This window comes from Lactobacillus sp. WILCCON 0058 (genome assembly GCF_057198005.1).
Genome location: NZ_JBUBHM010000001.1, coordinates 1104280 through 1129370, shown reverse-complemented (window position 1 = coordinate 1129370; position 25091 = coordinate 1104280). Strand labels below are relative to the sequence as shown.

The following is a 25091-nucleotide window of genomic DNA, read 5'->3' as shown; positions in this document are numbered from 1 at the left end:
TAGTCAGTTCGACCGGTTGAGTTACAGTTTTACTTGATCATTTGGCTTGTGGTAGTTAATTGTCCGAATGATTACCTTCTTCTCACTGCCCTTGCTGTAGGTGTGAACCAGGTGAGCCACGAATTCTTGAGTGGCTTCATCTGCATTGTCAAAGTTAGCTGAAGTAAATTGACCGTTGGTCAGATTACCGTTACCAACTTCTGCCAATGCGTAGCCGCCTGCCAGATACCTAGTCAGTTGCTGGTTGGTTTCGGTAAAGTCGATTGCTTGACCCGTCTTACCAGTCAATCCAGCTTGACAAAGTAATTTGCCATTAGTGTCATCGTAGATCTTCACAACCGCTACTTGACCATTCGCACTGTAAAAGACGTCAACCACTTGGTTTTGGGTTGAGCCATCTACAGTAGTTTGACCAACTAAGTCTTGACTTGCAGTGTAACCGGCAATCTCTGGGGTTGTCTGTTCACTCCATTGACCGCTAATCCATGGGTCAAATGCCTTGCTCTGGTCAACGTTGTCAATCGTACCACTCTAGTCAGTTCGACCGGTTGAGTTACAGTTTCAACTTGATCATTTGGCTTGTGGTAGTTAATTGTCCGAATGATTACCTTCTTCTCACTGCCCTTGCTGTAGGTGTGAACCAGGTGAGCCACGAATTCTTGAGTGGCTTCATCTGCATTGTCAAAGTTAGCTGAAGTAAATTGACCGTTGGTCAGATTACCGTTACCAACTTCTGCCAATGCGTAGCCGCCTGCCAGATAACTAGTCAGTTGCTGGTTGGTTTCGGTAAAGTCAATCGCTTGGCCAGTCTTACCAATCAATCCAGCTTGGCGAAGCAACTTCCCAGTTGTGTCATCGTAGATCTTCACAACTGCGGATTGACCATTTGCACTGTAGAAGATGTCAACCACTTGGTTTTGAGTTGAGCCATCTACAAAAGTTTGACCAACTAAGTCTTGACTTGCAGTGTAACCGGCAATCTCTGGGGTTGTCTGTTCACTCCATTGACCGCTCGTCCACGGATCAAAAGTTTTGCTCTGGTCAACATTGTCGATCGTTACCTCTCTAGTCAGTTCAACAAACTGAGTGACCGTGTCAATCTTGCCGTCTGGCTTGTGGTAATTGATCGTACGTGGTGATCTTCTTCTCACTGTCCTTGCGTACGTGTGAACCAGGTGAGCCACGAAGTCTTGAGTAGCTTCATCCGCGTTGTCAAAGTTGGCTGAAGTGAATTGACCGTTGGTCAGATCACCATTACCAACTTCTGCCAATGCGTAGCCCTTGTTTAAAAGGCTCTTCAGCGATGCATTAGGCTGACTGAAGTCGACGTTTCGCCCGTCTTGCCCGCAAGGGTTTCTTGCGGTAGAGATAGGTTTCCCGGTCGTATCATCGTAGATATTCACAATTGCAGATTGGCCATTTGCACTGTAGAAGACGTCAACCACTTGGTTTTGAGTTGAACCATCTACAGGAGTCTCAGCTACAGAACTTTGACTTGCAGTGTAACCTGCAACTTCTGGTTGTCTGTTCACTCCATTGACCACTAGTCCACGGATCAAAAGTCTTGCTCTGTTCAACATTGTCAGTCGTTACAACTCTAGTCAGCTGAACTGGTTGAGATACTGTCTCAACGCCATATGGCTTGTGGTAGTTGATTGTGCGAGTGACGGTCTTTGATTCAGAGCTCTTAGCGTAGGTGTGAACCAGGTGAGCACGAATTCTTGAGTGGCTTCATCTGCATTGTCAAAGTTAGCTGAAGTAAATTGACCGTTGGTCAGATTACCGTTACCAACTTCTGCTAAGGCGTAACCACCATTCAAGTAACCAGTCAATTGCTGGTTAGCTTCGTTAAAGTCAATTGCTTGGCCAGTATTCCCAGTCAAACCAGTCTGACGAAGCAATTTCCCAGTCGTGTCGTCGTAGATCTTTACAACTGCGGATTGACCATTCGCACTGTAGAAGACATCAACCACTTGGTTTTGGGTTGCACCATCTACAGTAACTTCTGCTACGGAGCTTTGACTTGGAGTGTAGCCGGCAACTTCTGGAGTTGCCTTTTTACTCCATTGACCATTAGTCCATGGGTCAAATGCCTTGCTCTGGTCAACATTGTCGATCGTTACCACTCTAGTCAGTTCGACCGGTTGAGTTACAGTTTCAACTTGATCATTTGGCTTGTGGTAGTTAATTGTCCGAATGATTACCTTCTTCTCACTGCCCTTGCTGTAGGTGTGAACCAGGTGAGCCACGAATTCTTGAGTGGCTTCATCTGCATTGTCAAAGTTAGCTGAAGTAAATTGACCGTTGGTCAGATTACCGTTACCAACTTCTGCCAATGCGTAGCCGCCTGCCAGATACCTAGTCAGTTGCTGGTTGGTTTCGGTAAAGTCGATTGCTTGACCCGTCTTACCAGTCAATCCAGCTTGACAAAGTAATTTGCCATTAGTGTCATCGTAGATCTTCACAACCGCTACTTGACCATTCGCACTGTAAAAGACGTCAACCACTTGGTTTTGGGTTGAGCCATCTACAGTAGTTTGACCAACTAAGTCTTGACTTGCAGTGTAACCGGCAATCTCTGGGGTTGTCTGTTCACTCCATTGACCGCTAATCCATGGGTCAAATGCCTTGCTCTGGTCAACGTTGTCAATCGTTACCACTCTAGTCAGTTCGACCGGTTGAGTTACAGTTTCAACTTGATCATTTGGCTTGTGGTAGTTAATTGTCCGAATGATTACCTTCTTCTCACTGCCCTTGCTGTAGGTGTGAACCAGGTGAGCCACGAATTCTTGAGTGGCTTCATCTGCATTGTCAAAGTTAGCTGAAGTAAATTGACCGTTGGTCAGATTACCGTTACCAACTTCTGCCAATGCGTAGCCGCCTGCCAGATAACTAGTCAGTTGCTGGTTGGTTTCGGTAAAGTCAATCGCTTGGCCAGTCTTACCAATCAATCCAGCTTGGCGAAGCAACTTCCCAGTTGTGTCATCGTAGATCTTCACAACTGCGGATTGACCATTTGCACTGTAGAAGATGTCAACCACTTGGTTTTGAGTTGAGCCATCTACAAAAGTTTGACCAACTAAGTCTTGACTTGCAGTGTAACCGGCAATCTCTGGGGTTGTCTGTTCACTCCATTGACCGCTCGTCCACGGATCAAAAGTTTTGCTCTGGTCAACATTGTCGATCGTTACCTCTCTAGTCAGTTCAACAAACTGAGTGACCGTGTCAATCTTGCCGTCTGGCTTGTGGTAATTGATCGTACGAGTGGTGATCTTCTTCTCACTGTCCTTGCTGTACGTGTGAACCAGGTGAGCCACGAAGTCTTGAGTAGCTTCATCCGCGTTGTCGAAGTTGGCTGAAGTGAATCGACCGTTGGTCAGATCACTGTTGCCTACTTCAGCTAAGGCGTAGCCCTTAAGCAAGTAGTTTTGCAGGGACGCATCGGCTTGCTTGAAGTCGACGGCTTCGTCAGTCTTACCCGTTAAAGTTTCTTGACGAAGCAACTTCCCAGTTGTGTCATCGTAGATCTTCACAACTGCGGATTGACCATTTGCACTGTAGAAGATGTCAACCACTTGGTTTTGAGTTGAGCCATCTACAAAAGTTTGACCAACTAAGTCTTGACTTGCAGTGTAACCGGCAATCTCTGGGGTTGTCTGTTCACTCCATTGACCGCTCGTCCACGGATCAAAAGTTTTGTTCTGGTCAACATTGTCGGTCGAAACTACTCTTGTCAGCTGAACTGGTTGAGATACTGTCTCAACGCCATCTGGCTTGTGGTAGTTGATTGTGCGAGTGACCGTCTTTGATTCAGAGCTCTTAGCGTAAGTGTGGACCAGGTGAGCCACGAACTCTTGAGTAGCTTCATCCGCGTTGTCGAAGTTGGCTGAAGTGAATCGACCGTTGGTCAGATCACTGTTGCCTACTTCAGCTAAGGCGTAGCCCTTAAGCAAGTAGTTTTGCAGGGACGCATCGGCTTGCTTGAAGTCGACGGCTTCGTCAGTCTTACCCGTTAAAGTTTCTTGACGAAGCAACTTCCCAGTTGTGTCATCGTAGATCTTCACAACTGCGGATTGACCATTTGCACTGTAGAAGATGTCAACCACTTGGTTTTGGGTTGAGCCATCTACAAAAGTTTGACCAACTAAGTCTTGACTTGCAGTGTAACCGGCAGTCTCTGGAGTTGTCTGTTCACTCCATTGCCCGCTCGTCCACGGATCAAACTCCTCGCTCTGATCAACATTGTCGATCTTAACCACTCTAGTCAGTTCAACCGGTTGCGTTACCGTATCGATCTTGCCGTCTGGCTTGTGGTAATTGATCGTCCGGATGACCGTCTTGTTTTCACTTTCCTTACCGTAAGTGTGAACAAGAATTGCAGCAAATACTTGGTCGACATTGTCAACATTATCGAACTTGCTTGGCGTAAATTGCCCATCAGTCAGATCGCTATTGCCGTCTGCCAGAGCGTAGCCCTTAGTCAAGAAGACTGCCAGTTGGTCGTCGGCATTCTTGAAGTTGATCTTCCCATCAGTATTACCTAACAAGTTCTCCAGGTAAATGTCTTTGCCAGTCGTCTTGTCAAAAATCTTCACGACAGCCTTCTGACCATTAGCCGTGTAACTAATGTTAATCGTCGTGTCTTGGCTGTCTCCATTGACTAAGACTTGGCCAACAGAACTCTCACTTGGCGTGTAGCCAGCGATCTCAGGAGTGACCTTTGCATCCCATTGACCGTTAGTCCATTCACCATAGCTTGGCAGCTTGGTAACCTTGTCCGTCGTCACGTTTCTAGTCAGTTTAACCGGTTGAATTACCGTCACCACGCTGCCATCTGGCTGCTGGTAATTGATCGTCCGGGTAACCGTCTTTGCTTCGGTGCTCTTTGCGTAGGTATGTACCAAGTGAGCTACGAATTCCTGGGTAGCCGCATCATCATTGTCAAACTTGACTGGAATGAAGCTGCCGTTTGACAGATCGTCATTGCCGGTTTCCGCTAGAGCATAGCCTTGGCCAAGGTAAGCTGCCAGCTGGTCGTTGGCCGGCTTAAAGTTAATCATTTGATCCGACTTGCCGGTCAAATCCATTTGCCGGATCATCTCACCAGAATTATCGTCGAATATCTTAACCTTAGCAGTTTGACCATTAGCACTGTAGGTGATATCAATCGTTTGATCCTGGCTGTGTTCATCAACCGCAGCTTGACCAACACTAGTCTGGCTAGCCTTATAGCCTGGCACAAGTGGACTGATTGCTTCATTCCATTGCCCAGTCGTCCAAGTGCCAAAGGTCTTCGTCTGATCAACATTATCAGTCGTTACAACTCTGGTCAGTTCAACCGGCTGCTTTACAGTCTCAATACTGCCGTCTGGCTTATGGTAGTTGATCGTCCGGGTGATGGTCTTTGACTCAGTCTGTTCAGAATAAGTGTGAACAAGGTGAGCTTCAAAAGTCCGCTTGTCATCTGGCAAGTATTTAGTTGCCTTGCACTCGCTGTTTTCAAGAGCTTGGTTCTTGTCCTTAGCCAGCGCGTAGCCATTAGCCAGCTTGCCTGCCAATTCCTTGTTGACTAAGGCAAAGTCGACTGCTTGGTCAGTCTTGCCAGACAGACTGGTAGTGAACAAAGTATTCCCAGTCTTGTCATCGATGATATTAACCGTTACTTGTTGCGTATCAGCAAAGTAGTATACATCGACGGTTTGATCTGGAGTATTTACAGTAACCGCCACTTTATCAACCTTTGGTTGAACCGCCTTGTAGCCAGCGATTGCTGGTGTTATCTTTTCATCCCAATTTCCAGTTGTCCAAGAACCATAGTCCTTGGTTTGATCAACGTTATCAGTTGTAACCTTTCTGCACAATTTTACAGATTGAGTTATTGTGTCAACCTTGCCATCTGGCTGGTGGTAGTTGATCGTTCGTGTAATTTGAATATCTTCACTTGACTTAGTATAAGTATGCTGCAGGTAAACCGTGAAGACTTCATCTACTGTATCATCACTATCCATTTTGGCTGGAACAAAAGTAGTTCCTCTTACAATGGTCTGCCCATCTACTAAGGCATAACCAGCTTTAAGCAAACTTGCCAGTTCCTGGTTAGCCAAAGTGAAGTCGACATCCGAGCCTTGCTTCTTGGCCTCGTTGCTCTTTGCATCTACAAAAAGCAACTTATCCTTGGTCTGGTCAAAGACCTGAACGATTGCCTTCTGGTACTTCTTGTAAGCTAAAACGCCGGTCTGATCAATTGCCTGTCCTTGGTCATCCAGAAGCAGACTTGTCTGATCAATGTTCTGGTCATCTGTTTCATACCGGTACCAGCCAGTGAAGTTGCCGGCAGAAACAGCAGGGACCTGTTCATCTGGTACCCCACCAGTTTCGGTGCTGTTTTCCTTAACCGTCCAAACACCAAGATTAGTCGTGTATTCACCCGTCACAAGGTCAATTGTGTAGGTGATTCCGCGCTGATAGAGCACAGCTTGCACAATATCGCTAGCTACTGGAACTTGTTCATCAAGATTAGTAGTTTCAAACTTATGACTAATTGTCCGCTTGACGGTGACTTCATTTGTAAATACATCTGGGATCTTCACAGCCGTCGTAGTTGGATAGTCATACTTCGTGCCATTGATATCATTAAAGGACTTGCCGACTTCTGGCAGGCTGTTGACCGTCACCTTCTGGTGGATCAAGTGAGCTTGGAAGACTTGGTCCGTTGTGTCATCTTTATCAAATGTGCTCGAACCAAAATCAGTCTTTAAGAAGTAGCCGTGCTTAAGGTATGTCGCCATCTTTTGCTCAGCTTCGGTGAAATCGATTGGGTAATCTTGCTTGCCAGTGATTGAGTTTTCACTCAAGATCTTTCCAGTTGTGTCATCAATTATCTGAATCTTTGCATTCTGATAGTGCTTGTAGGTAAGATCAACCGTCAAATCGTCACTGGCTGCCAATGTCTTAGCATCAACGTTAGCAGAAGTCTGGTACCAACCAGCAAAACGGCCAGTTACGGCTGGAACTTCATCTGAATTGAGGTTGCCAGACCCACTACCATTTACCGGCTCCCCATCCTTTGAGCTGATAGCCGACGTGTTGCCAGTAGATCCAGATACAAAGGTCCATGCTCCATAGATTGTGTCATCTTTAATCTCGCCAGTTACCATGTCAACCTTGTAGCTCTTACTTCTATTGAAGTTGACTGTTTGGATGACGTCGTCTACCACCGGCTTAACTGTGCTGTTGCCTTCAAAGACATAGCACACTTTCCGTGTAGCAGTTGCGTTCTCACTGAAGTTAGAACTGTTTTGCAGTTCGCTGACAATCTGTTTTGGCGTGTAGATGACAGGCTGATTGTTTTCATCATGAACATTGTCGCTCTCGCCTGTAGTTGGCACACCAGAAACAATCACGATCCGGTGAATTAAGTGGGCAACAAAGCTTTGGTTGCTGTTATCCAACTTATCAAAGGTGGCAGGGGTGAAGGCGCCATCCGTAATATCGGACTTACCACTGACTAAAACATACCCACTAGCCAAGTAGCCTTTAAGCCAACCGTTCGCTTCGTCAAAGTCAATTGCCTTTCCTTGTTTACCGGTCAAGTCTTTACTGTTCAAAACAGTGTTAGTTGTATCGTCAATTACTTGAACAACTGCCTTCTGAATCTTTGAATAGTGCAGACTGCCAACGACATTTTGCCCCGGCACCAGAGTCATATCTCCGGCATCAGTTGAACTTGTCAGATACCATCCAGCAACATCAGTTGAAGCTGCTGAAATTTTGTCATCCTTTGAAGTCCATTGACCATAAGTCGGTCCAGCCAGAATATCACCAGTTGCCAAATCAACCTTGTAAGATACTGGTCTTTCAAAGTTGGAAGTTTGCACTAGGTCTGCCTTTTGCGGCTTATCTTTACTGTCACCATCAAAGACGTAGCTGACCTTTCGACTTGCAGTAGTCGTATCCGTAAAGGACTTGTCTGTCAAATTGTCAGTCTTTGGATTGTAGTAGACTTGCTTGCCATCTTCGTCAGTGACCTTTTCGCCAACCGTTGGCTGACTGGTAATCACTGCTATGTCGTGCTTCAAGTAGATCGTGAAGGTCTGGTCGCTGTCATCCTTGGAATCCATGGTTGCTTTAGTGAATCCGGACTGATCACCATCTGAAGTCTTATTAGTTGCAAAGATATAACCATGACTCAACAGATCTTGAAGTTTAGCATTAGCAGCATCAAAGTCAACGTTACTCCCCTGCTCTTTCTGAGCATTGGTCTGATCATCGTAGTAGATTGACTTGTTTGTATCCTTACTGTCTTCATCAATGATCTGAACGATTGCCTTCTGGTACTTCTTGTAAGCCAAAACGCCGGTCTGATCAATTGCCTGTCCTTGATTGTCCAAAAGCAGACTTGTCTGATCAATGTTCTGGTCATCTGTTTCATACCGGTACCAGCCAGTGAAGTTGCCGGCAGAAACAGCAGGGACCTGTTCATCTGGTACCCCACCAGTTTCGGTGCTGTTTTCCTTAACAGTCCATGCACCAAGATTGGTCGTGTAGTCACCTGTCACAAGGTCAATCGTGTAAGTGATTCCGCGCTGGTAGATAACAGTTTGCACAATATCGCTAGCTACTGGAACTTGTTCATCAAGATTAGTAGTTTCAAACTTATGACTAATTGTCCGCTTGACGGTGACTTCATTTGTAAATACATCTGGGATCTTCACAGCCGTCGTAGTTGGGTAGTTGTAGTCCGTACCATTTACATCCTTAAAGGATTTGCCGGCTTCCGGCAGGCTGTTTACCGTCACCTTCTGATGAATCAAGTGAGCAACAAAGCTTTGGTCACTGTCGTCCATCTCATCAAAATCAGCTGATGTAAAGGCATTGCCCGTAACTGTTGATTTGGCATTATCCAAGACATACCCACTTGCCAAGTATGATTTAAGCACCTTATTTGCGTTCTCAAAGTCAACTGAAGTATCTTGCTTGCCAGTTGCCGTGGTATTAAACAGCATCTTCTTGTCTGGATCAGATTCATCGTCGTCGATTATCTGAATCTTTGCATTCTGATAGTGCTTGTAGGTAAGATCAACCGTCAAATCGTCACCGGCTACCAATGCCTTAGCATCAACGTTATCAGAAGTCTGGTACCAACCAGCAAAACGACCAGTTACGGCTGGAACCTCAGCTGAGGTAAGACTATTTGTTGCCCCATTGACAATTACTGGGCCACTTTCTTTCAAAGTTTCGGCTGAAGTATTGCCAGTAGATCCAGATACAAAGGTCCATGCTCCGTAGATTGGATCGTCTTTAATCTCGCCAGTTACCATGTCAACCTTGTAGCTCTTACTTCTATTGAAGTTGACTGTTTGGGTGACGTCATCTACCACCGGCTTTGCCGTGCTGTTGCCTTCAAAGACATAGCGCACTTTTCGTGTAGCAGTTGCGTTCTCACTAAAGTTAGAACTGTTTTGCAGTTCGCTGACAATCTGTTTTGGCGTGTAGATGACAGGCTGATTGTTTTCATCATGAACATTGTCGCTCTCGCCTGTAGTTGGCACACCAGAAACAATCGCGATCCGGTGAATTAAGTGGGCAACAAAGCTTTGGTTGCTGTTATCCAACTTATCAAAGGTGGCAGGGGTGAAGGCGCCATCCGTAATATCGGACTTACCACTGACTAAAACATACCCACTAGCCAAGTAGCCTTTAAGCCAACCGTTAGCTTCGTCAAAGTCAATTGCCTTGCCTTGTTCACCGGTCAAGTCTTTACTGTTCAAAACAGTGTTAGTTGTATCGTCAATTACTTGAACAACTGCCTTTTGAATCTTTGAATAGTGCAGACTGCCAATGACATTTTGCCCCGGCACCAGAGTCATCTCTCCGGCATCAGTTGAACTTGTCAGATACCATCCAGCAACATCAGTTGAAGCTGCTAAAATTTTGTCATCCTTTGAAGTCCATTGACCATAAGTCGGTCCAGCCAGAATATCACCAGTTGCCAGATCAACCTTGTAAGATACTGGTCTTTCAAAGTTGGAAGTTTGCACTAGATCTGCCTTTTGCGGCTTATCTTTACTGTCACCATCAAAGACGTAGCTGACCTTTCGACTTGCAGTAGTCGTATCCGTAAAGGACTTGTCTGTCAAATTGTCAGTCTTTGGATTGTAGTAGACTTGCTTGCCATCTTCGTCAGTGACCTTTCCGCCAACCGTTGGCTGACTGGTAATCACTGCTATGTCGTGCTTCAAGTAGATCGTGAAGGTCTGGTCGCTGTCATCCTTGGAATCCATGGTTGCTTTAGTGAATCCGGACTGATCACCATCTGAAGTCTTATCAGTTGCAAGAATGTAACCATGACTCAACAGATATTGAAGTTTAGCATTAGCAGCATCAAAATCAACGTTACTCCCCTGCTCTTTCTGAGCATTGATCTGATCATCGTAGTAGATTGCTTTGTTTGTATCCTTGCTGTCTTCATCAATGATCTGGATAATTGCCTTCTGATATTTCAGATAGGTCAAGTTCACTTCTTGATCGTTGCTGCCTTGTTTCAATTCTGTAGCATTGGCTGTTGCAGATTTTGGATCAAGATACCAACCTATTGCAGTAAAGTCACCGCTAACAACTGGTACAATTGCATCCTTACCCAAGCCCTCTGGCTCAGAAACTATCGTCCCATCTGCTTGTGCAGTTCGCTTAGTCGTTGTTGATACATTGCTTGAGAAACTGTAGTCCCCATAGCTAACATTCGAAATTGTCCCCGTTACCAAGTCAATTGTATAAGTGACTGGCCGAGTGTAAGTGACTGTTTGCACAACGCCAGCGATGCTTGGCTTATTAGTGCTATCACCAGCAAAGACATAGTTGACTGTCCGCTTTACTGTGCTTGTATCAGTATAACTTGCTTCATTCTTAAGCATGTCAACGATCGGCGTTGTTGCTGGCACAAACTTATCTGCATTGGTATTGCTACCAGTAACTGGCACACCTGTCAATTTGGCGGTGTCATGCTTTAAATGAGCTTGGAAGTACTGAATTACCGCATCAGACTTTTGCGCGTTGTTAGTTACATCGAATTTCTGTTCAGCAAAGCTTTGCAAGTCGGTAGCCAGATCGGTGTTACCACTAGAAGACAGAATGTATCCTTGGCCAAGCATCTTCTTCAACTCAGCATTAGCATCTGTAAAGTTGATAGCTTTGCCTGTGTCGCCATCAATCGTGAAGGTAACTGTCTTGGTGTTGTCATCATCATCAATCAATTTGACGACTGCTTGCTGGAAGTCAGCTGTGTAAGTCACGGTCGTGTCCTTGCCAGCATCTTCAGGAGTGATGGTTTCTGTCGTCTTTTGATCTACTGGATCAAAAGTCATAGTTCCGGACTTCGTTTTGATCGTCGCCGTATAACCTGGATACAAGTTGACTTGGCCAGTCACCGTCTTGGCGTCAGTATTGGTCGTGTACTTAACCGAAGTATTGCCACCCGGTTCATTTTCACCAATTACAGAGCCATTTGGTTCGTAATGAACCGTGTAGACGATAGTCGGATCGGTTTCTGTTGGCGTGTAGCCTCCGGCAGTGGAAACCGTTTGACTGCTTTGGTCCGTCGTCTTCTTTACATCAACGTTCGTTACATGATAACCCGCTAAGACTGGGTAAGAGGACAGAGCAGTAAATGACTTGATTCTCCAAGCACCAGTTGACTTCAGCTTGCCAGTTACCTTGTCAAAAGCAGCAGTTCTGGTCAAAGTCTGAGTTTGTACGTCATCTGCTGGAGCTGTGCCACCAGGTACGTCAAACTTAATCGTTTGACTTGCTGCCTTGGTCAAGTAGTACGCCGTAGCTTCACTTGGATACGTTGCAGTAGCCGCATTACCAGTATTAATCGAACTGCCAGCAGTTTGCGGGCCATTTGCCCCAGTTGCTTGACCATCTAAAGTGATGGTGTCATGAACAAGGTAAATCGCGAATTCTTGAGTCGTATCATCATCACTGTCATATGAAGCTTTATTGAAGCCACTGGCAGTCCCGACGTCCGACTTTTCGAACTTAAAGCCGCTCTTCAGCAAGTCTGCCAAAAGTGTGTTAGCACTGCTGAAGTTGACAACATCCCCTTGCTTTTTCTGGTCAGCCAAGCCGATGTTTTGAACAAAAAGTTCTCCTTGCTTGCTGCTATCGCTAGTTAAGACGCCATTTTGCAACGTCATCTTATCACTTGGGTTGTCATCAACAATCTTGATAACTGCAGTCTGGTACTTCAGATAGTGAATTTCACCGGTTTGTGATTGATCAGTCAACTTACTGTTTTCATCTACTACAGCCGTAATTGTTGCAGAGTCTGCATTCCTACTGCTGCTCTGGTACCAGCCGGCTTTGATGAAGTCCCCGCTGGCTGCTGGCAAATTGGCATCCCTCAAACTGCTATTGCTCCCGCTGTAGCTGATTTGACTGCCATCGCTTACCGCGCTGGTGTCTGTCGACTCCGCAGACACAAAGCTTGGGGTTTGGTAAATGGTCTTCAGAACCTTCCCAGTAACCAGGTCAGTCTGGTAGTTGACCGCTTGCGTAAAGTTAACCTTCTGTACTACTGAGTTTACCTGCGGCTTGCTTTGGCTTGACTTGCTGTCAAAGACATAGCTGATCGTCCGCGTGACTGTAGCGTTTTGAACGTAGCTGTCGCTAGTAGTCAGAGTTGTATTCTTCTTGACTTCGTCAGGAAGATCTACTTCCTTGCCAGAATCATCCGTAACCTTGGTTAGGTCCGTAACTGATCCGGTCAAGGTAGCAGTGTTGTGAGCCAGAGTGATGACCACATTCTGAGTAGAAACACCATCGCTTGAGTCGTCTTGGTCGTCAAAAGCAGTTGGTAAACCGGAATTCTTGACGAACTTGTAGCCCAGCTTCTCATACTTATCCAGAATTGCCTGGTAAGCTGAAGTCAAATCGACCTTCTGGTTAGTTTTCCCAGTTGCCAAGGTTGCATAAGTCTTGTCACCATCTACGGCAAGGTTCTTTTTATCAGTCTCATCGTAGACTTGGTAGCTAATCGTCTGTGCCTTGGCTGAATAAGTTACCGTCCGGTCGCTGTCACCCGCGTAAGTAGTGTAGGTGAAGGTATTGTTGCGTGCATCAATTGCCGTTGATGTACTGCCATCAGTCAAGACTGCAGTATAACCTTGGATGATTGGCACCGTTACGGTTACCGTATCAGCCTTGGTAGTTGTGTAAGCAATGTCCTTCTTATCATCTTCTAGCAAAGTGCCATCTTCATCAACGATCTTGAGTGAGCCATTTGGATGGTAGGTCACAGTAAAGACTGTCTTCAGCTTGTCTTGATCGCTGCTAGTAGCCGCAACATTATTGACAACTGGGACAAATGCGGCGATTGATTCCGTATTCGTCAAAGCTGTTCCATCTTGATCAGCGCTGACCACATGGTAGCCAGCAACAACCGGATCATTGGTATCCGTAAAGGTCACGCTAGTAAAGTCTGTCAACGTATCGCTAACTGCTTGCCCCGTTACCTTGTCAATCGTAACTTGTCTGGTCAAAGTAGCACTTTGAGTTGCAGATGAACTTATCTCATTACCATTAGCATCAACGTATTTGATCGTCTGGCCAACCTGCCGCTGCAGGTAAGTAGCCGTAGCTTCGACTGGCCAAATGGCATCTGACAGACTGTCGGTGCTGCTGTTGATCTTATCCCCTTGCGTCTGCGGTCCAGTAGCAGCTTTGGTATCACCATCTACAGTAACCGTATCGTGCACAAGATAGAAGGCAAAGAGTTGGTCACTTTGACCATCATTGTCAAAAGTTGCTGCCGCAAAGTCAGTAGCACTATTGTCGCTGCTGGTCTCAGTAGTAGTCTTGCCATCAGTCTTGGAAACCGTGTATTTTTCGATCTTGTAGCCACTAGCCAGCAGTTTCTTCAGCAATGCACTGGCATTCTTAAAGTCAAGGTTTGCCCCCTGTTCTTTGCCAGCAATTGTTTCTGAGTAGAGGTTGCCTGTCCCAGAGACCAATTTACCGTCTTTCAGATCCTGCTTGTTAGTGCCATTGTCATCGATGATCTTGACAAAAGCATTCTGCTTCTTCAAGTAGTAGAGCGTAACTTCCGTACTTTGATTTGCAGCACTGCCTTCCTTAGCAGCGTCCGGCATAAGCAGACTGTTATCAGCACTAATCGTGCCAGCTACATTATTAGCTTTGGTTGGATCCAAGTACCAGCCATCAAAGTCACCGGTAACCGCTGGCATCTCTTCTATTGTCGAAACAGAGCTGTTGCTATAAGTAACTGTACTAGTCCCGTCGGTCTTGCTGATCGTGGTCGTCGTATTAGTATTGCCAGAACTACTCTCCTTGAACTGCCAGTCTTGGTGGTCCCGGGTAATTTTCCCAGTAACCAGGTCAATCGTCCATTCGACGGCCCGCGTGTAAGTTACAGTTTGCTCGATTGATTTATCATGAATTCCTTGTAACTGACTATCTAATTGTTCACCAGTTGGCACTTCAAATTGATAAGTAACCGTCCGTTTTGCAGTCGTTGAGTCGCTGTAATCATGTGCTGAGGCTAACTTGCCGTCACTTGGTTTGTTGCTCTCGCTCGTCCACTTGTAAGTGATGGTTTGCCCATTGTCCGTGACCTGACCAGCCTTTTCCATATTTGCTGCTGCTTCGGAAGAGGCAAAAGTCTGCTTCTCATGAGTCAGCTTGATCGTCACGACTTGGTCGGCAGTATCATCATGGTCAAAAACAGTTGGAGTCGTATCAACGCTGTCAATCCGGTAGCCTTGGCTCTGGTAGTAAGCCTTCAAAGCATCCAATTCATCGGCCACGCTAGTGTAGCTGCCGATGAATGTCCCAGCGCTAATTGCCTGGTCGCTGACACCGATAGCCAGAATATTGCCGTTGTTTTCTTTAAGTACGGAGCTTGATGCTGCTGTAACATCCTTGCTGCTTTCATCTAAGTCAAGAACCTTGTAGCGCAAAGTCTGAGCATCTGGAGAGTAAGTAACAGTTGAGTTTTCGCTAGCCCGGCTGGTATCAAATTGGTAAACCACACTTGCTGGCGTCTTTTCGGCACTGCCGTTCCAATCCCTGGTTTGGTCGATAGTGCCATCATTACCAATGTCTAGCTTGGCCGTGTAACCCTGGTGGGCAGGAATAGTAATTGTAACCTTACTTGGGTCTTCACTATCAGTTACGTAGGAAACTTCAGCACTAGTTCCTGTGTTGCTAGTTAAGCTGCCATCACTCCCATAAACTGGTTCATTAACTTTCTTCCATTGACCATCAGTTTCATAGTAAACCGTGTAAACCGGGGTCAACGTTGCCTGTAAGTCACCATCTTTATTGCTTGCGGTATAGCTATCAGCGCCATTAGCTACCGTATCACTAACCGTGTAGCCGGCAACTACGGCATCCTTGCTCATGACATAGTGGTAGTTGTTAACGACCGGCGACTTGACATCATCAAATTTAACTGAAGCAAAGTCACTGATTGCCAAAATCTTTCCAGTAACCCGGTCGACCGTAACCGTTCTAGTCAAAGTCTTTTGGCTGATACTGCTGTCGTATGCTTTTTGATTAGTATCTTTGTAAAGATAATTGATTGTTTGAACTGCTTGCCGGGTCAGACTTTGGTAAGCCGACTCATCACTTGCCATATCAATCAAATCCGAATTAGACTTCACTCCAGTCCACAGCAATTTGTTGCTTGTTGAATCTGGGTTAATCTGGCTGGTCATCGTCACCGTCTTGCCATCACTGGTAGCTACTGTGTTGCTGGTATTTCCAGCCTGCAAGGTTGCTGATGCGTGCTTGAGGTAAACCATGATAGTCTGATCACTAGTGTCATCAGAGTCAAACGTTGCATCCATGAACGTACTGCCAGTCAATGACTTCGTCTTTTCTGTATCAACGACATAACCGCTCTTTAGCAGTTCATCCAGTTTAGCTTGCGCGCTTGTAAAGTTGATCGCTAAGCCTTGCTTTTGGGCAACATTATTCTTGTTGGCGTCACTGCCACTTTCGTCATACAGGGTGCCTTGGTTGTCAGTAGCGTTGTTGTCAACAATCTTGATGTAGGCATTCTGCAGCTTCTTGAAGGTTAAAGTGACGCTTGTTTCAACGTTGTTCTCGGCAGCTGCCTTGTCAGTAGATGGAGTCTGTGCGGCTTTGCTTGATGCATCCCCGCTATCCAGATACCATCCGCTCACAGTCCCGGTTACCGCCGGGAAGACAGCATCAGTAAAGCTGCTTTCAGCACTTTGGCTGACATTGCCATCTTTATCAATCGTAGTCGTCGTGCCCGCGCCGCTAGTCCCATCGGTTGCAGAGTTCCATGCTTCGTAGTCTCTGCTTGCTTTACCAGTTACCAAGTCGACCGTGTAAACGATTGGCCGGGTGTAAGTAACGGTCTGGGTCACGGTCGTTCCATTGACATCTTTTACACCTGCTGGCAATGCCGCATTACTGCTAAAGGCAAAAGTTACCTTCCGGGTAGACGTTGCCTGCTCGCTGTATGAAGCATCGCTCGTCAGAGTTGTATTAGTCAAAGCGCTTCCTAAGTATGCCGTCCGGCCTGACTTAGCCGTGATTTGGCTGTCACTCGTCAGCTTTTTAGATACAGTCGCCGTGTCGTGAATCAAGTGAGCCACGAAGGTCTGCGTATCATTGTCCTTGCTGTCAAAAGCAGTAGCAGTAAAGACGTTACCGGTCAATTGACTATTGCCATCAGTTGCCAAAGCATAACCATGAGCTAAGTAGTCAGCCAGGTCTGTGTTGGCAGTACTAAAGTCAATCTGTTCTCCCTGCTTGCCATTTGGGCTGTAGCCAGTAACCTTATCATCCTTAAGCACGGTACCAGTCGTATCGTCAATGATCTGGATCGTCGCATTAGCATACTTGCGGTATTCCAAAACTACATTTTCATTGATGGCCGACCCGTTGCCCAAAGCCTTAAGCAGCTGCTGGCCAGCATTATCAGCAGAGCTGACCAAGTACCAGCCGGAGAATTCACCACTGACAGCACCAATGTAGCCCTGCTTTACTTCATCGTCAGTCAAAGCAAGCGACGTCAAAGTTACCTGGTTATCACTTGTGCTGGTAGCTTTCTGCCCAGCCTGGGCGTTTGAACCACTAGCAACATAAGTCCAATCAGTGTAAATCGGCGTTTCTTTCCCAGTTACCAAGTCGATATTGAAGCTGACATCTCTGGTCCAGGTAACTTTTTGCACAAAGTCTGCCACTTTCGGCTTGCTGGATGAGTCGCCGCTGAAGACGTACTTGACTGTCCGGACGGAAGTTACCGTCTGCTTGTAGCTGGCTGGGTTAGTAACCTTAGAGTTGTCAACGACTTGATCGACATAGGTAATCGTATTGCCGTTCTTGTCTGTAATAGTCGTTGCGTTCTTGTCAATTGCTTTATCAGTGGTAGCTGTATCGTGAACCAGGTGGACAACAAAGCTTTGATCCGTGTCATCTTCATTGTCAAAGTTGGCGGCGATAAAGCTAGTTACCCCATCAGTCGTAGCAACATCGCTGTTGTCAATGCCGTCTCCGGTTGCCAGCAAGTAGCCATGCTGTAAGTAATAGTTAAGACTGCTGTTGGCGGCAGTAAAGTCAATCTTGCCCGCGGTAACCCCACTTGGATTGAATTCACTTAAAACAGTCTTGGTTGTATCGTCAATGATCTGGATATCAGCTGCCTGGTGGTCTGCCTTGTAGCTGATGTCAACCACTGAATTTGGCGTGCTGGAAGTTACAGTTTGCGCGTCAACGCTAGCCCGCGTTGCCGTGTAGCCCTTAACCACGCTGCCGACAGTCGTATCAGCACTAATGACTTGGGTATTGCTCTCATCTGGACTTGCCTGCTGGCTCCAGTCTGATGAGCGAACCGTTTTTTCCTGGCTAGTGGACAAAAGCTTGCCATCCTTGTCAGTAAGGCTTTGAACGATCCATGAGTAATTGTTTTCACCAGTGGTCCAAGGAGTGTAGATGACACCGCCAGTTACCCGGTCAATGTCAGTCGTCCGGGTCATCCGCACGGTCTGCAGGAGGGTCAAAGTGCTGCCGTCTGGCAGGTGGTAATTGATCGTCCGGGTGGTGTCCTTGTAGGTTGAAGCGTTATTGCTACTCTTGTCAGGATCATAGCTGTAGTGAATCCGCCCATGCTTCAAGAAGAAGAGTAAGGTCTTGTCAGTCGCGGCAAAAGTAGCATCAGAAAGGCTGTAAACGGTCGTGCTAGTGCTATCAACAGTTGTGGTCGTCGCGGTGATTTCGCCAGACTTATCCCCTTGGACAAAAGCATACTTAACTACTTGCTTGGTCTGCCCGTTTTCCGTCGTGCTTGGGGAAGTCGTGATAATTTCCGTGATTGCTCCAGCGCTTGTTGCTTTCGGCGTGTAAATCCGGATTTCTTTCACCGTTCCATCATCTGCCGTAACAGTGCTTGATGAAGTCAACTGAGCCATGTAAGAGCCAGTATTTGGATTGACAAAGTCATCAACCCCAATCTCATAGCCCTGCTTCAAAAGGTCTTTAAGATACAGGTTGGCATTGCTGAAGTCGATGGCCTTCTTGTAGACTCCGGCAGTTTGACCATCATATGAGCTGGCGTAAGTAAATTCCGGCGTGATAGTCTGCCCATTTGCATCTTTGGTAGGTGCACTCGAGTTGCTGTCGAGGAAGACTATCCGGGCTTTTTGCACAATAGCTGGGAAGGAAACATTGATTACCTGACTGGTCGCGTCAGTTCTGATATCGCTGACTGCTTCGACACTGTCAAGACTTGCCTTGTAGCCAGTCGTGTCAATACCGGCATCCTTGGCCACAGTAGCCGTATCTAAGGCTGCCCAAATAGCAGTCACGTCACCTTCAGTTGTGGTAGCAGCAGCCCCGTTGACTGATACCGAAGTGGTGCTCTTAGCTAATATCCATTCCCCATAACTGGTCTTGTCAGTTACCTTGTCCAGGCTGACCGTCCGCGTGTAGTTGACCGCTTGGACAAAAGTCTTGGTCGTCCCGTCTGGAAAACTGTAGTTGACCGTCCGGGTAATTGACTTGGTCTGCGGATTTTGTTCATCAATTCCGTGCGTCAAGTAAACGATGAAGTTTTGACCATCAGTCGCAAATTTTTTCTCAGCAAAAGCCGTACCGGCTTCATTGATGGCTTGGTCAGCCAAAGTGCCGGTCGTATCAGCGACATAGCCCTTTGCCAAGTAGTCAGTCAAACGGCTGTTAGCAGCTGAGAAGTCAATATAGTTGCCAGACTTGCCGTTGATTTGGACTGAATACAAGTTGGTCTTTGTAGTTTCATCGTAAATTTGCACCGTGCCGCTGATCCCATCGCCTGGCTTGTTGTAGAGCACCAGGACTACCTGGTCACCAGTATTTTTAGAGATCCCGGTCTGCTCTGCTACAGTTGCCTTGTCTGGGTAGTAGCCATCTGGGACATCGGTCGAATCGGTCTCATGAGTTGGTGAAACTGCTTTTTCCCAAGTGCCAGTGGTCCAGTCAGTGTATGTTGTTTCGCCAGTTACCAGGTTGACCGTCTTGGTCCGAGTAACTGTTACTGGCTGAGTCAAAGTCTTAAATGGTGCACTTGACCCGCTGATAATGTATTGAATAGTTCTGGTGGGCGTTGCGGTTTCAGTAGTTTCCTTAGTGCCTTGCACCAGGTGGGCTTCCAGAGTCACGCTTTGAGTGCCGTACTTAACTGCATTAAAGACTACTGGAGAAGCTGTAATGTCTACAGCAGAATTTTTGTCAGCGGCCAAAACATAACCGTTAGCCAGGTAGGACTGCAGCTTGCCGTTAGGACTGACATTGCCCATGGACTTGGCCGGCTTGTCAAAGTCAACGCTGCTGTCGTAGTCCCCGGTCAAGTCAGCTTCTGCCAGAATCTTACCAGTCGTGTCATCGATAATGTTGACTTGCACGTGTTCAACATCTGGCGTGTAGACAACCGTAATTGCCTTGTCTGGCGTTTCAACATTGACGCTCTCAGCTTCAATACTCGTTTCACTTGGCGTGTAGCCTGTTACTTCTGGAACAGTTTCCGCGCTCCATGAGCCGGTCGCCTTCCAGGCACCATCGCTACGGTTGCCGGTTACTAAGTCAGTTACCGTGCTGGAAGTAAGGACTACTTTTTGGACCAAGGTCTGCGTCCCCGTCGGCAGTTGGTAGCTGATCGTCCGGTTGACAGAAGAGTAGATCGTCCCGGTCTTAGTCTTGTGCTTTAAATGAATCTCGTAGTTCTGACTGGCGTCACTGCCCTCGTAGATGTCTTCTGCCGTGATGCTGGACAAGTCGCCGTCCTTGTTGTAGGCGATGACGATCTTTGAGTTGTTGCTGGAGGCAAAAACGTAATTGCCATCCAAGTAGCTGGTCAGCTGCTTGATCGCGTTAGAGAAGTTGATCTGGCCGGCAGTAGTTCCGGAAACCAGGTATTCGTCTAATTCAGCCTTGTTTTCATCGTCATCGATGATCTTGATGGTGGCGCTGGCTGCCTTTGGCAGGTAGTTGACCACGATATCAGCGTCTGACGTGGTGTTTGAGACCGTCACTTCAGGGATGCTGGTGACACTGGCGTCATAACCAGTTTCGATTGGAACATCATATTTATCCCAGGTCCCAGTCGTCCAGGTATCGCTAGTTATCTTACCAGTAACGTTATCCGTAACGATCGTTTCGGTCAATTTTACAGATTGTGTAGTCGTGTAGCTGTTGCCCTTAACTGGATTTATGGTAATCTTCCGGGTAACCGTCTTATTTTTGGTCTGGGTAGTCGTGCCATGTAAAAGCTTAAGCTTGATAGTCTGGTCAGCCGTATCATTGCTATCAAAGCTGTTAGCCCATGAGTAAGTCTTATTGCCTTGATCATCGCTAACGACATCAATAATAGCTCCATCTGCCAGCTGGTAGCGGACAGTTTGGGCATCTACTTGACTCGTAGTTGCACCAGTCGTGTCCAAAACGTAACCAGCCTTGATGTAGGCGTTCAGCTGAGCATTAGCATCACTGACAGAATCAATCGTAACCGTGCTTTCATTACCGGAAGCATCTTTAGTAGTTAAAGTGGTTTGCTCATCGATCTGCTTAAAGTTGATGGCCGCCCCTTGCTGGCCAGTTTGGCTGTAATTGTCCAGGACCTTGTCATTGTCACTGCCATCGATAACTTGAATAGCAGCTTTTTGCAGGCACTTGTAGGTCAGAGTAACGGTCTGGCTGTCCCCAGGCATTAAAGTTTCTGCTGCCAGATATTCACCATTAGCCGTATCAGCCAGATACCAGCCGCTGATGGTCTGCGGGGTAACGGCAGAAATATCTGCCTGGCCATCAGTAACCGTCCAAGCACCTTCTGACTTAGTCACCGCGCCCGTTACTTGGTCAACGGTATACGTGATTGGACGTGAAAAAGTTGCACTGTCAGTTTGGTCAGCTACACTTGGCAGGTCAGTTGAATCAGTTGATGAGAAGACATACGTTACCGTCCGGCTGGCAGACTTGCTTTCTTTGTAAGAGTCTGATTTCTGCAGAGTCGTCAAGTTTTCGGTAGAAATCTTGGCCTTAGTTGCATCGCTAAGACTGCTGAGGTCGCTATTGCTGGTCAAGACAGTTTTGCCGTGCTTCAAGTGAACGGTATATGCTTGAGTAGCTTCAGTATCGTCATCGTAAACCGCGTCAGTTGGCAAAGCACTGCCATTAGCTACGTAGCCAGCTGCTTTATAGCTCGCAAGCTGAGTTTTGGCATCAGTAAAGTCGATCTCGGCATCGGTTTTACCATTTAATTCAACAGTAGTCAGAGTCTGCTTCGTTGAGTCACTTTCATCGTCATCGACAAAAGTTACTGTTGCTTTTTGCTCAAGTGGCGTGTAAGTAACTTTGATATCTGAGACAGAGTCTGTATCTGGCGTAACTGTAGCAGCTTTACCAGTTACACTCTTGCTGTAGCCAGTAATATCTGGGAAGATGAAACTGAATGTGCCGTTAGCTGGGCCAGAAGTTTGCGTCCAGCTGTCCCCATTTTTGACAAAAATAATGGTCTCGCTCTGCTCAGCTGGCGTCTTAGCCCCCGCACCAGTGAAGGTCACCTTCTGGGTGAAGACCTTAGTCTGAGTGCTTGGCACGTAGAGGAGGCTAGTATCCTTCGTTGGATCAGCAACCGTCACGCTAGTCTGCGTTGCTGTGTAGTCTGCGACAGTTGGCAGATTGACGATTACCTGGCTGGCATCAGCTGGGTTGTTAGCGTATGACAAAGAAGCAAGAACCTTGCCGTTCTTGTCAACTGCCTTTAGTTTTCCGACCGCTTGGTATACAACCGTCTGGCTGATATTGCCAGTAGCGTTTGAACTGATAGTTACCTTTGCAGCTGGGCTGACATAACCGGTAATGACTGGGTTTGCCAGTTCTGCATCCCCATCTTTTGCCGTCCAAGTAATTGTTACCGCATCACTGTCTTTGTCGTACTTGCCCAGGCCAGTAAAAGTAACCGACTTAGTCTGGTCATCAGCTAATTTATTGCCACTTGCGTCCTGGTAGCTGGCAGTTAAGCTGACAGTCTTTTCCGGGTGCGTCAAATAAGCGGTGAAGCTTTGCCCGCCGTTAGCCGCGTATGTTGCGGCAGTGAATTCGCTTTCCGTCAAGTTTGGGTTATTGCTGGAGACCTGGTAACCGGCAGCGATGAATTTTGCCAAAATATCATTAGCGCTGGTAAAGTCAACATTCCCGTCGGTTTGCCCAGTCAAGCTGCTAGTGTACAGAGTCTGCCCTTGGTCATCGACAAAAGCAACAGTAGCGCTTTGCTCGTTTGCTGTGTAGACCAGAGCTTGATCAACTGCAGCATCTGCCCCTATCAAAGTGATCGTGCTGCCTTGGCTGACAGCCTTCCCGTTTAAAGTAGCGGTATAGCCTGCTTCTACTGGAAGCTCAAAGCTGACAGAAGTAGCATCTTGGCTGTATGTCAGATCGTTTTGGCTAGTCCCCTTCTGGCTGGTGATTCGGCCAATCTTGACGTAGTTAACAGTAGCCGTGGCATCTTCGCTGTCTTTAGTCACGTCTTTTTCGCTGACGCTGGCTTGGTCAGCCACGTAGCCGGCAACTTCTGGAGTCGCCACTTCAGCCCAAGCAGCAGTGTCTGGCGTCCAGCTATCTGACAAGGTCTTGCCGGTAACGTCATCAGTAACTTTTTCTTCAGTAAAGGTCGCCATCTGAGTTTGGCTGCTTGGCGCCGTAAAATCACTGTCAGTAGACTGGTAGTTGATCATTCTGGTGACGTTCTTGCTCGTCGCCTTTGTCGTAATCTTGTGCTTAAGGTGGATGGTGAAGACCTGGCTGACCGAGCTCGCGTCATCGCTAGTATCGTAGCTGGTTACCTTGAACTTGCCAGTTGCCGGATCGATCACAGCGTCATTGGCTTGACTTAGTTCGTAGCCGGCAGCCAGCAGATTTTTAACCTGGTCTTCGGCCGTAGTAAAGTCGATGCTTTCGTCGGTCTTACCGGTCAAGCTGATGCTGTTGGCAGAAAGATCCTGGGGATCGTTGGTATCATCGTCCTTGAAGTTGACGGTCGCCTTGGCGTCATTAGCCGTGTAAGTTACCGGAACGTTGATGTCAGCAGAATCAGCCGTTACCGTCTGGCCTTTTACAGTAGTGACATCGGCAGTATAGCCTTCGATCGTTGGCACGGTTACATCCTCAAAAGTTGCGCTGCTCTTGTCCCAGTCACTGGTCGTTGTCTTGCCGTCGCTAGACCGGCTGGTAGTTTTTGAAAAAGTGACGGTCTGGCTATTCTCAGCTGGAGTCTTAATACCAGCACCGGTATAGGTTACGACTTGCTTGACGCCCTTAGTTGTCGTTACCAAAAGGTAGATAAGCTTGGTATCTTCCGTCGCGCTGGATGGAGTGACAGTTTCATTTGCGCTGTCGGCCAAGATGTAGCCGTCGATGGTTGGCGCGGCAGTTGCAACGACCTGGTCAGCTCTGGTAGTGCTGTTGCTATAAGCTACTGGAGCCACGTAGTTGCCCTTGATATCGGCCGTGATTTCATTGCCGTTTTCGTCAACCGGCACAATACGGCCTACGGCCTTGTAAATTACTTGGCTAGTGTAGGTATCATTGGAGACGGTACTGCTTTTTCCAGTAATATTGTCACTGCCAGTAAAGCTGCCGTCACTGTTTGCAGAAACAGTCTGCGTTACTTGATTGGTATTGGCAACGTAACCCGAAACAACTGGCACAGTGGTGGTCACGGTCGCCGACTTGTTAGTCCAGTCGTAGCTGTCTTCCGTCTTTTTGCCAGAAAAAATTGTCTTGGTCTCCTGGGTTGCCGGATTCTGGTCGGAACCGGTATAAGAGACCTGACTCTTGACTTCAGTTGAAACTGTTTCAGTCTGGCTGCTGGTGTCATTAGTAGTTGCTGCAGTATTTGTACTGGTATCGTTAGTAGTGGTAATAGCATTTGTGCTTGTACTTGCTTGACTGCCAGTAGGCGTACCTGTACTGTCAGTACTGCTTTGGCTGCTAGTTGCAGCGGTTGAATCAGAAGTTGAACTCGTGTTTTTCGTTTGTTCAGTAGTTGAACTCGTTGTAGTGCTTGTACTGCTCGTTTGCTGAGTTGCCGTCACTTCAGCAGTATTATCAGCCGCAGCTACTTTGCCAGGCGTAAATGTAATTGCCATCCCGCCTAATGAAAAGCCGAGCAAAACAGAGGCCAAACCTGTGTTGACCTTTCTGAAACTGTAGTGTTGTTCCTTTCGCTCCATCTTCTGAAGCTTGTTTCTCGCAGATTTTTTCGCTTCGATCATGTCAAACTTCTCCCCTTTTATTTACACGCAAAGATTTAGAACATTGTTCGCAAAAAATATTAATGATTACTAAATAGAAATAGTTACGTAAAATTAAAATTATTGCCATCTTCTCATTAAAACTATATGCGGTCAATTTTCTACCTCTAGAATAACGGTTACATACCTTATTTTCAATTTATTCAAGATGTATTTCTGAGAGTTTTTTAATTATTTTCTGATAAGTGTTTTTACATTTCGCAACTACTAGGCACAAATATAATAACTAATTCATTATATTGATAAAAAGCTGCA

Annotated in this window: 4 protein-coding genes; all 4 read right to left on the bottom strand. The window is 46.8% G+C overall.

The window, feature by feature from the left end; all coding sequences use genetic code 11:
- Positions 1–21: 21 nt before the first annotated feature.
- From ACYVUU_RS05290 to ACYVUU_RS05275, 4 genes are read right to left on the bottom strand one after another with little or no spacing between them, the layout of a single operon-like run.
- Positions 22–483 carry a mucin-binding protein gene (locus tag ACYVUU_RS05290; RefSeq protein WP_484500888.1) on the bottom strand — a complete coding sequence of 154 codons (462 nt, stop codon included), beginning with the start codon at positions 481–483 and terminating at the stop codon, positions 22–24.
- Complete coding sequence (locus tag ACYVUU_RS05285; RefSeq protein WP_484500178.1) at positions 417–1532, bottom strand: mucin-binding protein; 1116 nt, start codon at positions 1530–1532, stop codon at positions 417–419. Before ACYVUU_RS05285 ends, ACYVUU_RS05290 begins: the two co-directional genes overlap by 67 nt.
- On the bottom strand, positions 1477–1656 hold the full coding sequence (locus ACYVUU_RS05280; RefSeq protein WP_484500887.1) for a hypothetical protein: 180 nt from the start codon (positions 1654–1656) through the stop codon (positions 1477–1479). The genes ACYVUU_RS05285 and ACYVUU_RS05280 overlap by 56 nt, the downstream gene beginning before the upstream one ends.
- On the bottom strand, positions 1602–24797 hold the full coding sequence (locus ACYVUU_RS05275) for a mucin-binding protein (protein WP_484500177.1): 23196 nt from the start codon (positions 24795–24797) through the stop codon (positions 1602–1604). Before ACYVUU_RS05275 ends, ACYVUU_RS05280 begins: the two co-directional genes overlap by 55 nt.
- Between the last annotated feature and the right edge of the window lie 294 nt (positions 24798–25091).